11 protein-coding genes are annotated in these 12,327 nt (G+C 67.4%); 2 read left to right on the top strand and 9 right to left on the bottom strand.

All coding sequences use genetic code 11. The annotated features are described in order from the left end of the window. Nucleotides 1-184 precede the first annotated feature (184 nt). Nucleotides 185-2,878, bottom strand: coding sequence for a DNA polymerase I (gene polA / locus FHS44_RS13885; protein WP_184714374.1), 2,694 nt, complete (start codon nucleotides 2,876-2,878; stop codon nucleotides 185-187). A gap of 68 nt (nucleotides 2,879-2,946) precedes the next feature. Here polA and FHS44_RS13890 point away from each other — a divergent pair, with 68 nt between their 5' ends. Further along, a complete protein-coding gene (locus FHS44_RS13890; protein ID WP_184714375.1) occupies nucleotides 2,947-3,366 on the top strand; it encodes a PaaI family thioesterase in 420 nt (139 codons plus the stop codon). 223 nt (nucleotides 3,367-3,589) lie between these two features. On the opposite strand, the gene FHS44_RS13895 is transcribed toward FHS44_RS13890, so the two are convergent. Genes FHS44_RS13895 through FHS44_RS13905 form a run of 3 tightly spaced genes read right to left on the bottom strand, consistent with a single transcriptional unit; the run spans nucleotide 3,590 to nucleotide 6,060 of the window. Beyond that, nucleotides 3,590-4,363, bottom strand: coding sequence for an amino acid ABC transporter ATP-binding protein (locus FHS44_RS13895; RefSeq protein ID WP_184714376.1), 774 nt, complete (start codon nucleotides 4,361-4,363; stop codon nucleotides 3,590-3,592). After that, nucleotides 4,360-5,214 carry an amino acid ABC transporter permease gene (locus FHS44_RS13900; protein ID WP_184714377.1) on the bottom strand — a complete coding sequence of 285 codons (855 nt, stop codon included), beginning with the start codon at nucleotides 5,212-5,214 and terminating at the stop codon, nucleotides 4,360-4,362. The genes FHS44_RS13895 and FHS44_RS13900 overlap by 4 nt, the downstream gene beginning before the upstream one ends. A 3-nt stretch (nucleotides 5,215-5,217) precedes the next feature. After that, the gene (locus FHS44_RS13905) at nucleotides 5,218-6,060 is read right to left on the bottom strand and encodes an ABC transporter substrate-binding protein (RefSeq protein ID WP_184714378.1); all 843 of its coding nucleotides are present in this window, start codon (nucleotides 6,058-6,060) and stop codon (nucleotides 5,218-5,220) included. A 331-nt stretch (nucleotides 6,061-6,391) separates the two neighbouring features. On the opposite strand from FHS44_RS13905, the gene FHS44_RS13910 reads away from it, so the two are divergent. Further along, the gene (locus FHS44_RS13910) at nucleotides 6,392-6,940 is read left to right on the top strand and encodes a DUF4352 domain-containing protein (protein WP_312863647.1); all 549 of its coding nucleotides are present in this window, start codon (nucleotides 6,392-6,394) and stop codon (nucleotides 6,938-6,940) included. 45 nt (nucleotides 6,941-6,985) lie between these two features. On the opposite strand, the gene FHS44_RS13915 is transcribed toward FHS44_RS13910, so the two are convergent. The 5 genes from FHS44_RS13915 to FHS44_RS13935 all read right to left on the bottom strand — a co-directional run bounded on the left by FHS44_RS13915 (nucleotide 6,986) and on the right by FHS44_RS13935 (nucleotide 11,962). Continuing rightward, entirely contained in the window at nucleotides 6,986-7,732 is a 747-nt protein-coding gene (locus tag FHS44_RS13915; RefSeq protein ID WP_184714379.1) for an ABC transporter ATP-binding protein, read from the bottom strand. Continuing rightward, nucleotides 7,722-8,534, bottom strand: a complete 813-nt coding sequence (locus FHS44_RS13920; RefSeq protein WP_221460685.1) for an ABC transporter ATP-binding protein — start codon at nucleotides 8,532-8,534, stop codon at nucleotides 7,722-7,724. Before FHS44_RS13920 ends, FHS44_RS13915 begins: the two co-directional genes overlap by 11 nt. Further along, nucleotides 8,531-9,676 carry a branched-chain amino acid ABC transporter permease gene (locus tag FHS44_RS13925; protein ID WP_184714380.1) on the bottom strand — a complete coding sequence of 382 codons (1,146 nt, stop codon included), beginning with the start codon at nucleotides 9,674-9,676 and terminating at the stop codon, nucleotides 8,531-8,533. The genes FHS44_RS13920 and FHS44_RS13925 overlap by 4 nt, the downstream gene beginning before the upstream one ends. After that, nucleotides 9,673-10,641, bottom strand: coding sequence for a branched-chain amino acid ABC transporter permease (locus tag FHS44_RS13930; protein WP_184714381.1), 969 nt, complete (start codon nucleotides 10,639-10,641; stop codon nucleotides 9,673-9,675). The genes FHS44_RS13925 and FHS44_RS13930 overlap by 4 nt, the downstream gene beginning before the upstream one ends. A 160-nt stretch (nucleotides 10,642-10,801) precedes the next feature. Next, entirely contained in the window at nucleotides 10,802-11,962 is a 1,161-nt protein-coding gene (locus tag FHS44_RS13935; protein WP_184714382.1) for a branched-chain amino acid ABC transporter substrate-binding protein, read from the bottom strand. Nucleotides 11,963-12,327 lie beyond the last annotated feature (365 nt).

Raw genomic sequence — 12,327 nt, forward strand, 5'->3', positions numbered from 1 at the left:
CTCCGCACAAAACTCCCGTATCCATCGAGATATCGACTGGATTACCAACCCTAGAACAGACTCGGGCAGGCCGGGCAAACAACCAAGGATCTACCAGGTCACCACTGCGTGTCTTGAGGGGAACCACAGCGTGACGGCACCCGCCCCGCGGAACATCGCGGGGCGGGTGGTACGAAAGGGGGCCTCAGTGGCCCGCGTCCTCCCAGGTGCGGCCGACGCCGACGGAGACCTCAAGGGGGACGCGCAGCGAGTAGGCCGCGTTCATCCGGTCGACGACCAGCTCACGCAGGGTCTCCAGCTCTCCGGGCGCCACCTCGAACACCAGCTCGTCGTGGACCTGGAGCAGCATCCGCGAGCGCAGCGCCGCCTCCTTGACCGCCTCGTGCACGCCGAGCATGGCGACCTTGATGATGTCGGCCGCGGAGCCCTGGATCGGCGCGTTGAGGGCCATCCGCTCGGCCATCTCCCTGCGCTGCCTGTTGTCGCTGTTGAGGTCGGGCAGGTAGCGGCGCCTGCCCATGATGGTCTCGGTGTAGCCGTCCTGCCTGGCCTGGGTGACGATCGCGTTGAGGAAGTCGCGGACGCCGCCGAACTCCTCGAAGTACTCGTCCTTGAGGGCCCTGGCCTCCTGCACCGGGATGCCGAGCTGCCCGGAGAGCCCGAAGTCGGACAGGCCGTAGGCGAGGCCGTAGTTCATCGCCTTGATCTTGGCCCGCATCTCCCCGTTGACCTGCTGGGGCTCGATGTCGAAGACCCGCGCCGCGGTCGCCTGGTGGAAGTCGTGCCCGGACTCGAAGGCCGCGATCAGTGACGCGTCGCCGGACAGGTGGGCCATGATCCGCAGCTCGATCTGGCTGTAGTCGGCGGTCAGCAGGGTCTCGTAGCCGGGGCCGACCACGAAGCCCTGGCGGATCCTGCGCCCCTCCGCGGTGCGGATCGGGATGTTCTGCAGGTTGGGCTTCTCGGAGCTGAGCCGCCCGGTGGCCGCCATGATCTGGTTGAACGTGGTGTGGATGCGGCCGTCGTCGGCGATCTCCTTGATCAGCCCCTCGACCGTGACGCGCAGCTTGGCCTGGTCGCGGTGCCTGAGCATGATGGCGGGCAGCTCGTGGTCGGTCTGCGTGGCCAGCCACGCCAGCTGCTCGGCGTCGGTGCTGTAACCGGTCTTGATCTTCTTGGTCTTGGGCAGGCCGAGCCTGACGAACAGGATCTCCTGCAGCTGCTTGGGCGAGCCCAGGTTGAACTGCTCCCCCACGGCGGCGTGCGCGGCGTCCACGGCCTGCTTGACCGCGGCGGCGAACTCGGCCTCAAGACCGCTGAGGTAGGGGCCGTCCGCGGCGATCCCGGCCCGTTCGAGCTCGGCCAGGACCGTCACCAGGGGCAGCTCGACGTCGCCCATCAGGTGGGTGCCGCCCTGCGGCTCCAGGAAGGCCTCAAGGGCGTCGGCCAGCTCACGAACGGCCATGGCCCGCAGCCCGAGGTCGTGGGCGGCGTCGGCCTCCTGGTCGTCGAACAGGCTGGCCTGGCCGCCGTTGTCCTCCTCGCCGCGCAGCTCCCTGCTCAGGTAGACCCGCACGAGGTCCTCAAGCGGGAAGGAGCGCTGACCGGGCATCGCCAGGTAGGCCGCCAGCGCCGTGTCGCAGGTCAGGCCGCGCAGGTCGAGCCCCTGGGCCCACAGCGCGAGGATCAGCCCCTTGGCGTCGTGCACGGCCTTCGGCCGGGAGGCGTCGCACAGCCACTCGCGCAGCGCCGCCTCGTCGGCCTCGGTGAGCGTCGTCTGGTCGACGAAGGCCGCGCCCGCGTCGCCGGGCGCGGCGATCGCGATGCTGTCGACCCGCCCGGTGCCGCTGCCGTGGGAGCCCTTGAAGGCCAGGCCCGCCCTGCCCTCGGGCATGGCCCGCAGCCACGGCCCGACCTCGTCGGGGCCGAGCACGACCGTCTCGACCTCGAAGCCCTCGCCCACCTCGGGCTCGGCCGAGGAGAGGGTCTTGAACAGCCGGTCGCGCAGCTCGCCCCTGAACTCCAGCGTGTCGAGGATCTTGTCGATCTCGGCGCGGTCGCCCTGGCCGACCGTCAGCGCCGTGACCTCGACCTCAAGCGGGACGTCACGGGTGAGCTGGGTGAGGCGGCGGTTCAGCAGGACCTGGTCGAGGTGGTCGCGCAGCTTGTCGCCGACCTTGCCCTTGACCTCGTCGACCCGGTTGACCAGCTCCTCAAGCGAGCCGAACTCGCGGATCCACTTGGCGGCGGTCTTCTCGCCGACACCGGGGATGTTCCTGAGGTTGTCGCTGGTGTCGCCCCTGATGGCCGCGAAGTCGGGGTACTGGGTGGGGGTCAGCTCGTACTTCTCCTGCACGGCCTCCGGCGTGAACCTGGTCATGTTGCTGATGCCAACCCTGGTCATCAGCACCGTGACGCGCTCGTCGACCAGCTGGAGGGCGTCGCGGTCGCCGGTGACGACCAGCACGTTCATGCCCTGCGCGGAGGCGCGGGTGGCGAGCGTGGCGATCAGGTCGTCGGCCTCGTATCCGGACAGCGACAGGTGCGGCACACGCAGGGCGTCGAGCATCTCGTGGATGAGGCTCATCTGGCTGCGGAAGCTGTCCGGGCTCGCGCTGCGGTTGGCCTTGTACTCGGGGTACTCCACGTGCCGGAACGTCGGCTCCGACCGGTCGAAACAGACGGCCACGTGCGTGGGCCGCTCGTCACGCAGCACGTTGACCAGCATCGAGGTGAACCCGAAGACGGCGTTTGTCGTCTGTCCCGTCGTGGTGGAGAAGTTCTCCTCGGGCAGGGCATAGAAAGCCCGGTATGCCAGGGAGTGTCCATCCAGCAGGAGCAGGCACGGACGCGAGGGGGTCGCTTCGTTCTTCGGCACAGGGGAAGCCTAGTCTCCTGGTGCGACAGAAAACGCTGGTCCCGCGACAAGGAGACGTCCCCTTGACCATGACAGACCCACAGGAAGTCGCCAGGATCGTCGAGGAGGTCCTCGGCGGCAACGGGGGCGCGCTCGTCGAGCGGATGGGCATCGAGCTGACCGGCGTCTCCGCCGAGCGCGTCACGGGCCGCATGCCCGTCGAGGGCAACACCCAGCCGTACGGCCTGCTGCACGGCGGCGCCTCGTGCGTGCTGGCCGAGACCCTGGGCTCGGTCGGAGCCGTGCTGCACGCGGGCCCCGGGCGGATCGCGGTCGGCATCGAGATCAGCGCCACCCACCACCGCGCCGTCAGCTCCGGCCACGTCGTGGGCGTCGCGACCCTGGTGCACGGCGGCAGGAGCGTGGCGACCTACGAGATCGAGATCACCGACGAGCGGGACCGCAGGGTGTGCAGCTCACGCCTGACCTGCATGCTGCGGGACGCCTGATCCGGAACTCACCTGTTTTCGATCATTAGCCGACCTCCCCTTTTTGCACTCTTGCCACAGGAGTCGCTACGGTGGGTGACATCGATGCCCGTGGGGGGACCGAGTAGAAAACGCGCAGGGTCGGGGAAGTCCTGTGCGGCGCCAAAGGTCTCCCCCGGGCTCGTGTCCTCTCCCCTCAGACGCCCGTACGGCCCGCGGGTGCGGGCCGTACGTCTCGGCGGATTCAGACGTCGGTGTGGGTCGGGTCGAGCACCCTGCGCAGGAAGCTCCTGGTCCGTTCGTGTCTCGGGGAGCCGATCACCTGGTCCGGGGGGCCGTCCTCGACAATCACTCCGCCGTCCATGAAGACCACGCGGTCGGCGACGTCCCTGGCGAAGGCCATCTCGTGGGTGACCACGAGCATCGTCATGCCCTCCTCGGCCAGTTTGCGCATGACCGTGAGCACGTCCCCGACCAGTTCGGGGTCGAGCGCGGAGGTCGGCTCGTCGAAGAGCATCAGCGCGGGGCTCATGGCCAGCGCCCTGGCGATGGCGACCCGCTGCTGCTGGCCGCCGGACAGCTGGGCGGGGTAGAAGGACGCCTTCTCCAGGACGCCGACCTTGGCCAGGTGCTCCCTGGCGATCCGCTCGGCCTCTGAGGCGCGGCGCCTGAGCACCCGCCGCTGGGCGATCATCACGTTCTGCAGCGCCGTCATGTGCGGGAAGAGGTTGAACTGCTGGAAGACCATGCCGACGCGGCGGCGGGCGGCGTCGATGTCGACGTCGGGGTCGGTCAGCTCGACGCCTTCGAGGACGACGCGGCCCGAGGTCGGCTGCTCCAGCAGGTTCACGCAGCGCAGCAGCGTCGACTTGCCCGACCCCGAGGGGCCGATGACGCACACCACCTGGCCGGGATCGACGGCGAAGTCGATGCCCCTGAGCACCTCCAGCCTGCCGAAGCGCTTGTGCAGGTCCCTGATCTCGACCGCGTGCGCCACGGGGGCCACCGGATCCTTCATCGCCGTCCCCTCCCCTGACGCCTCTCCAGCCGGTTCGCGAGATAGCCGAGCGGGATCGTGACGAGCAGGTACGTGATGCCGACGACCAGGATGGGCGTGGCGTTTGCGTGCGTGGAGGCCAGGTCGTTGCCGAACTTGGTGAGTTCGACGTACTCGCTGGTCACCCCGAGGAACAGCACCAGCGAGGAGTCCTTGAGCAGGGAGACGAACTGGTTGGTCGTCGGCGGGATGACGATCCTGACGGCCTGCGGGATGACGATGCTGATCATGGCCCGCGAGTGGGACATGCCCAGCGACCGCGCCGCCTCCGCCTGGCCCTTGGGTACGGCCTGCAGTCCGGCGCGCAGCGTCTCGGCCATGTAGGCGGACCCGACGACCGTCAGGCCCAGGATGCCCTGCCCGTAGGTGTCGCCGGGCACCTGGAAGCCGGGCAGCGCCTGCGGCAGGAACAGGATGAGCAGGAAGATCAACAGCGCGGGCAGCCCACGGAAGATCTCGATGTAGGCGACCGCGAGCCACCGGTAGGGCGGCACCGACGACATCCTCATCAGGGCGAGCAGCAGACCGAACAGGAAGGCGAAGACGAAGCCGCCGACCGAGTAGATGATCGTGTTCTTCAACGCGACCGTGATCACCTCGGGCCAGGCCTCCGCGGCGACCTCCGGCTTGGCGAAGTTCTGCGCCAGGCTGTTCCAGTCGATGCGCAGCACCAGGAACACGGCCACGGCCACCAGCAGGAGGTACTGGAGGGCGCGGCTGACGCGCTGTCTCTTTCGCGGGCTGAGCCGGGTCCTGCGGGCGCGCGGCCCCGCGGGACCCGGCTTCTCAGCCGTCGTTGACTGGTCGGCCATGGGTCAGCCGAGCTCTCCGGGCTTCTTGCCGAACCACTTGACGTAGAGCTTCTCGTAGGTGCCGTCGGCCTTGGCCGTGGTGATCGCCTCGTCGATGGCCTTGAGCAGCGCCGGGTCGGCGTTCTTCTTCAGGCCGATGCCGTACTGCTCACCGGTGTCCAGGCTGGCGAGCAGCTCGAACTTGTCGGCGACCTCCGGCTTCTTCAGCCAGGCCAGCACGACGGGCAGGTCCTGGACGATCACGTCGACCTGACCGGACTGCAGGCCGAGCAGCTCCTTGGGCGAGTCGGCGAACTCCTTGGGGTCGAAGCCCTGCTTCCTGACGTAGTCGAGCCCCGTGGTCGAGGCCTGCGCGCCCAGGCGCAGGTTCTTCGTCTTGACCTCTTCGAGGCTCTTGATGCCGATCCCCTTCTTGCCCAGCAGCGCCTGGGTCGCGTCGAAGTAGGGGACGGAGAAGTCGATGTTGGCCTTGCGCTCCGGCGTGATGGTCATGCCGGCCGCCGCCACGTCGCACTTGCCCGCGGCCATCGCCGCGCCGCTCTTGATGACCGCGAAGTCGATGTCCACGACGTCCTGTGTCAGGCCGAGCTTCTTGGCCGCCAGGTCGACGATGTCGACGTCGAAGCCGACGATCTTGTCCCCCTCCTTGAACTCGAAGGGCTCGTAGGGAAGGTTCGTGCAGGTCGTCAGCTTGCCCGGGTGGACCACCCGTACACCGCCCTCGGAGGGGGCGCTCGCGGAGGAACCGCCGCCGTTGTCGGTGCCGCAGGCCGCGAGGCCGAGCGTGCCGGCGACCACCACCGCCCCCGCCGCGAGCACACGACGGGAAACAAAACTCAGGCCCACAAGGCCTCCTTCGGTCAAAGTCACATCGCGGGCAGTTACCTCCGGGTAATACTGCCCACCTGTACGGACGTATTGATCACCGCTGCAACACGATTCGGACAACAAGCCCTTTCGGCGCAACCATGATCGGTATCATGCCCCACGCGGCTTCTGACACCTTCGGACGCCGGGCGGTCAACTCCCTCCACCGACCAGGGAACCATCAAGCCCCAAAACGGTGCAAATATTCTATATTCGCACTTCAGATGGGGTAAAGGCCGACGCGGAACTCCCGGCGTGGACGGGGACGAGGCATTGAGGAACGGCCCGCCTCTCGGTTACGTTGCCCGATGTGCGCAACCTCCCAAAGCCGTTCACCGGTGCCGCCCTGGCCGCCGCGCTCCTCACCGCCTGCTCGGCGCAACCCTCCCCCGCGCCCGCGGCTCCCACCCCCACCTACCAGCTCACGCCCCGCCCGGTACGGCCCGGCGAACGCCCGGTCACCGCGGCGCCCGTGACGGACGGTGACACCCGTTTCCAGGTGATCGGCCTGCAGACCGGTCTGAGCGAGTTCGTCGGCAGCCACGGCGAGTGGCGGGCGAAGGGCCAGTACGTGGTCGTGCGGATCGTCGCCGACAACCCGGGCCGCACCAACTCCCGCTTCGTCGCGGGCCGCCAGCGGCTGCTCACCGCCGACGGCGCGGCCCACGCCGTGGACAGGTTCGCCCAGGCCATCAAGCGCCAGCCGGACACCATCCCGCTCGGCGCCGAGGTCAGGATCGAGATGGACCTGTGGTTCGACATCCCCAGGGACGCCAAGGTCACCGGCGTCCGCCTGTACGGCGACCCGCCCCTCGGCGTCGGCGGCACCACCCAGGGCGCGACCGTCCCCCTGGCCTGAGCGGGTGTCCCCGCCACGCGGACGCGGCGGGGACACCCGGGACGGCTACTCCGCTGCGGGGGTCTCCTCCGCGGCCTCCTCGTGCCCGAGACCGCCGCCCAGATAGGCGGCCTGCACGTCGGGGTCGTTGAGCAGGTCGGCGGCGGGGGCGCTCTTGACCACCTTGCCGGTCTCCAGGACGTAGGCCCGGTGCGCCAGCTTCAGCGCCTGCTGGGCGTTCTGCTCGACCAGCAGCACCGTGGTCCCGCGACGATTGATCTCCTCGATGATCGAGAAGATCTGCTGCACCATCAGCGGCGCCAGCCCCATCGACGGCTCGTCCAGCAGCAGCACCTTCGGCTTGGCCATCAGCGCGCGCCCGATGGCCAGCATCTGCTGCTCACCGCCGGACATCGTGCCGCCCATCTGCGTCCTGCGCTCGGCCAGCCTCGGGAACAGCTCGTAGACCTCGGCCAGGTCCGCGCCGAAGTCACCGGAACGGGTGTAGGCGCCCATGAGCAGGTTGTCGTGCACCGTCATGCCGGGGAAGACACCCCGGCCCTCCGGCGCCTGCCCGAGACCCGCGATGACCCGCCGGTGACCCGGCAGCTTGCTGATGTCCTGGCCGTTGAAAACGATCTTCCCCGACGTCAGGCCACGCAGACCGGAGATCGTCTTCAGGGTCGTCGTCTTGCCCGCGCCGTTCGCGCCGATGAGCGTGACGATCTCACCCTCGTTCACCTCGACCGAGATGCCCTTGATCGCCGCGATCTTTCCGTAGTGGACGTGGATGTCCTTGACCTCAAGAAGCATCTGCGGGAGCCCCCAAATACGCCTCGACGACCCGGGGGTCGTTCCGCACCTCGTCGGGCAGGCCGTCGGCGATCTTCTGACCGAAGTCAAGCACCGCGATCCGGTCGCTGATGCCCATGATGAGGCTCATGTCGTGTTCGATGATGAGAATCGTCCGGCCCGCGTCACGGATGTCGCGGATCAGCTGCTGCAGGGCGACCTTCTCCGCCGGGTTCATACCGGCGGCGGGCTCGTCGAGCAGCAGCAGCTTCGGGTTGGTCGCCAGCGCCCTGGCGATCTCCAGCCTGCGCTGGTCACCGTAGGGCAGGTTCTTGGCGTGGTCGTTCGCCCGGTGCGAGACCCCGACGAAGTCGAGCAGCTCCATCGCCAGCGCACGGCCCTCACGCTCCGCCTTGCGGTGCGCAGGAAGCCCAAGCGCCACGCTCAGCATGCCCGAGCGGTGGTGCGCGTCCGCGCCCACCATGACGTTCTCGATGGCCGTCATGTTGTGGAACAGCCGGATGTTCTGGAACGTACGGGCGATGCCCCGCTTGGTGATCCTGAAGCGTTTGACGCCGCTGATCCGCTCGCCCTGGAAGAGAACCTGCCCCTCCGTCGGCTGGTAGACCCCGGTCACCACGTTGAAGACCGTGGTCTTGCCCGCGCCGTTCGGGCCGATGAGAGCGAAGATCTCCCCCTCGCCGATGGTCAGGTCGACCTCGCGCAGCGCCGTGACGCCGCCGAACCGCATGACGAGACCCTGCAGTTCCAACAACGCGCGGCCAGTGCGCCCATCGACCGTCCCGCTCACCTCGGTGCTCATCGGGAGGCCACCTCCTCACCCTGCGACTCGGGACCGGGCACCTCAGCGCCGAGGGTTCCCATCCCTCCCGATCCCTCTTGCAGCTCCGCCTTACGCTGGCGCGAGGGCAACAACCCCTCGGGCCGGAAGATCATCAGAGCGACCAGCACCGCGCCGAAGATCAGCATGCGGTAGTCCTGCAGACCACGGAAACGCTCGGGCAGCCACGCCACGACGAACGCGCCCAGGATGACACCCGGCAGGTTGCCTGCACCGCCCATGACCACCGCGGCCAGGATCGTCGCCGACAGCAGGAACTGGAAGTCGTTCGGGTTGATCGAGATCGCCTTCGCCGCCCACAGCACGCCCATCGCGCCGCCGATCGAGGCGCCGATCGCGAAGGCGAGCATCTTGAAGCGGAACGTCGGCACACCCATGACCTCGGCCGCGTCCTCGTCCTCACGGATCGCCGCCCAGGCCCGTCCGACCCTGCTCTTCTCCCACCGCTTCACCAGGACGATCACAATGACCGCCAGCGCGACCAGCAGGTAGTAGTAGGGGCGCGGGTCGAGCACGCCGTACTTGAAGATCTGCACACCGAACAGTTCGATGTCGGGCAGGCTCGGCGGGTGCGGGATGCCGCGGACACCGTTCGGGCCGCCGATCGCGTCGGTGTTACGCGCCGTGATCCGGATGATCTCACCGAAACCCAGCGTGACGATCGCCAGATAGTCACCACGCAACCGCAGCGTCGGGGCGCCCAGCGTGATGCCCGACAGCGCGCACAACCCGATACCGACCACCAGGATCAGCCAGAAGTTCCAGCCGAGCCTGGTGCCGAGCAACGCCATCGCGTAGCCGCCCACCGCGTAGAACGCGACGAACCCCAGGTCGAGCAGGCCCGCCTGACCGACGACCACGTTGAGCCCGATGGCCAGCACCACGTAGGTGCCGATCGGGAAGAACAGGATGCTCGCCCAGTCCGTGTAGGGCGACATGAACGAGCCGATGCTCTCCGAGGGCAGCAGCAGCGCCGCGACGATCAGGACCACATAGACGATCCAGCGCTGCCAGCCCGGCGTGTTCAGCCAGCGTTCGTGTACGGCGTCGCCGTACTGGCTGAACCGATGACGGAAACCTTCCACGGAATTCTTCTGGTTCATGCGCGCGCCTGCTGGAGTGATTCACCGAGGATTCCGGTGGGGCGGAACATCAGGACCAAGACGAGGATGCTGAAGGAGATCACGTGCTTCCAGTCGGAGCCCGCGAAGATCGCCCCGTAGTTCTCCACGAGGCCGAGCACCACACCGCCGACCAGGGCACCGCGCAGGTTGCCGATGCCGCCCAGGACCGCCGCGGTGAACGCCTTGATCCCGAAGAGGAAGCCGATGTAGTAGTACGTGTTCTCGTACGAGATCAGGTACAGCGCCCCGGCCACACCGGCCATGCCGCCGCCGATCAGGAACGTCATCCTGACGATCTTGTTGATGTCGACGCCCATGAGGACCGCCGCCTCGGGATCCTGCGCGGTGGCGCGGATACCACGGCCGATCTTCGTACGGTTGACGAGGGCGTCCAGCGCGATCATCATGCCGACCGCCGCCACGATCACGAGCACCTGGTCCACCCGGACCGAGTGACCGAAGATGGAGAACAGCTCGGTCCGCTCCATCAACCGGGGAAGGCCCATCTGGATGCGGCCCTGCTGCGGACGGTTGAAGACGTTCGGGATCACCAGGAGCGCGAACAGCTCCTGCAGGAAGATCGAGGCGCCGATGGCCGAGATGAGCGCCGCGAGGCGGGAGGCCCCGCGCTTGCGCAACGGCCGGTACGCGATCCGCTCAAGCGCCACCGCGGTCCCCGCGGAGGCGAGCATCCCGGCCACGACCATCAGCAGAATCACTCCGGCCAGCGCGATGCCGGTCAGCGGAGAACTGATGCCGAACACGAACGGGACGAACATCGCACCGAAGGTTCCGATCATGAACACTTCGGAGTGCGCGAAGTTGATCAGACGCAGCACGCCGTACACCATGGTGTAGCCGAGCGCTATGAGGGCGTAGATCGAACCGAAGGCCAGGCCGTCGATTGTGGCCGGCCAGAACTGATTGATGAAGTCATTGAGCACTAGGGTTTACCACTTCTAGCGGGGGTCGCCTGCACTGCCGGTAGCACACCGCTTCCAGCAGAACCTCGTGGACTCTGGTGGAAGTACACGGAAAGCGGGACCGCGCTTCGGCGATCCCGCTCCCCGTGCGCCAACTACCTTCTCTTCTCGCGGTCCGTCCCTAGCCCAGCTTGGCCTCGGTGGCCTTGCCCAGCAGCGTGATGGCGCCGCCCTTCACCTGGTAGATGTAGATGTCCTTGGCGACGACCTCACCGTTGTCGCCGAACTTCACCTGCTTGGAGACACCGGCCAGGTCAACGGTCTTGATGAACTCGTTGATCTTGTCGGTGGTGGTGTTGCCCGCCTTGACCGCCTCGACGAAGACCGTCGCCGCGTCGTAACCCTCGGAGGCGTAGATCGCCGGGTCGGCGTTGAACTTCGCCTTGTAGGAGTCGGCGAAGTTCTTCACCTTCGGGTCGGTGACGTCGGGGGTGGCGATGTAGCAGGGGCAGCCGACGAGGGCACCCTCGGCGTTCTGCGCGCCGGCGCCGTCGATGAGGCCCTTGTCCAGCGAGCCGTCACCGGAGAAGAACTTCGCGTCCTTCACACCCTTGTCACGCAGCTGCTTGAGCAGGTTGCCGCCCGCGGCGTAGTAACCGCCGAAGAAGATCGCGTCGGGCTTGGCCGCCACGACCTTGTTCACCACCGAGGAGAAGTCACTCTCGGCCGGGTCGAGCGAGTCGTTGGTCAGCTTCACACCCTTGGTGCCCAGCTGCCCGCGGACCGCGTCGGCCAGTGGCTTGCCGTACTCCGACTTGTCATCGATGACGAAGACGTTCTTCGCGCCCGCCGCACCCGCGATGAAGTCCGCGATACCGGGGCCCTGGACGCTGTCGTTCGGCAGCACGCGGTGCCAGAACTTCCAGCCGTTCTCGGCGAGCTTGGTGTTCGTCGCCGAGGCCGTGATGCTGGGAATACCCGCCTCTTCGAGCACCGGGGCGACCTGCGCCGACTCACCGGAGAAGGCCGGGCCGATCAGGCCGACGACCTTGTCGTTCTTGATGGCCTGCTGGGCCAGCGCGACGGCCTTGGAGGCGTCACCCTGGCTGTCGTACTTGACCAGCTCGATCTTCGTGGCCGGGTTGGTCTTGTTGTACTCGTCAACGACGAGGTTCGCGCCGTTCCACGGCGGAATGACGATACCCGCGTTGGCGCCGGTCAGGTCACCCATGAAACCGATTTTGACGGTGCTGGCAGCGGGGGTGTCGCTGGCGCCGCCGTCCGACGACTGGGCCTCAGTGCCACCGTTACCACAGGCAGCGAGACCGAGGGTGAGTGCCATACCGGCAGCGAGCACTCCACCGAGGCGAGCAGTCTTGGGCCGCAAGGTTGCCTTCCTTTCGCCCGACCCCTCATAGGGAGCGGGTTCACAGATGCCCTCCCTGGCGGAGTGGCCAGGGGGTTGTGTCGGTTAGTACAGCCAGCGGATGTCACGGGTCGATACAGGACAGGCCACCGTAACTGTTTCGTTATTACACCGATCCTTTTCAGCTATAACCGACAAAAGTCATGGTCACCGCCTGCATCACCACCCTCACATAGATCACTTCAAACACGCAAAAGCCCGCGTCAGACCCGGAACACCGGAGCCGACGCGGGCTCAACAAACAGGAAACCTTCCTAAAGGAAAGAGGGACCCGGCGACCG

The sequence above is a fragment of the Streptosporangium saharense genome (assembly GCF_014203715.1).
Taxonomy (GTDB): domain Bacteria; phylum Actinomycetota; class Actinomycetes; order Streptosporangiales; family Streptosporangiaceae; genus Streptosporangium; species Streptosporangium saharense.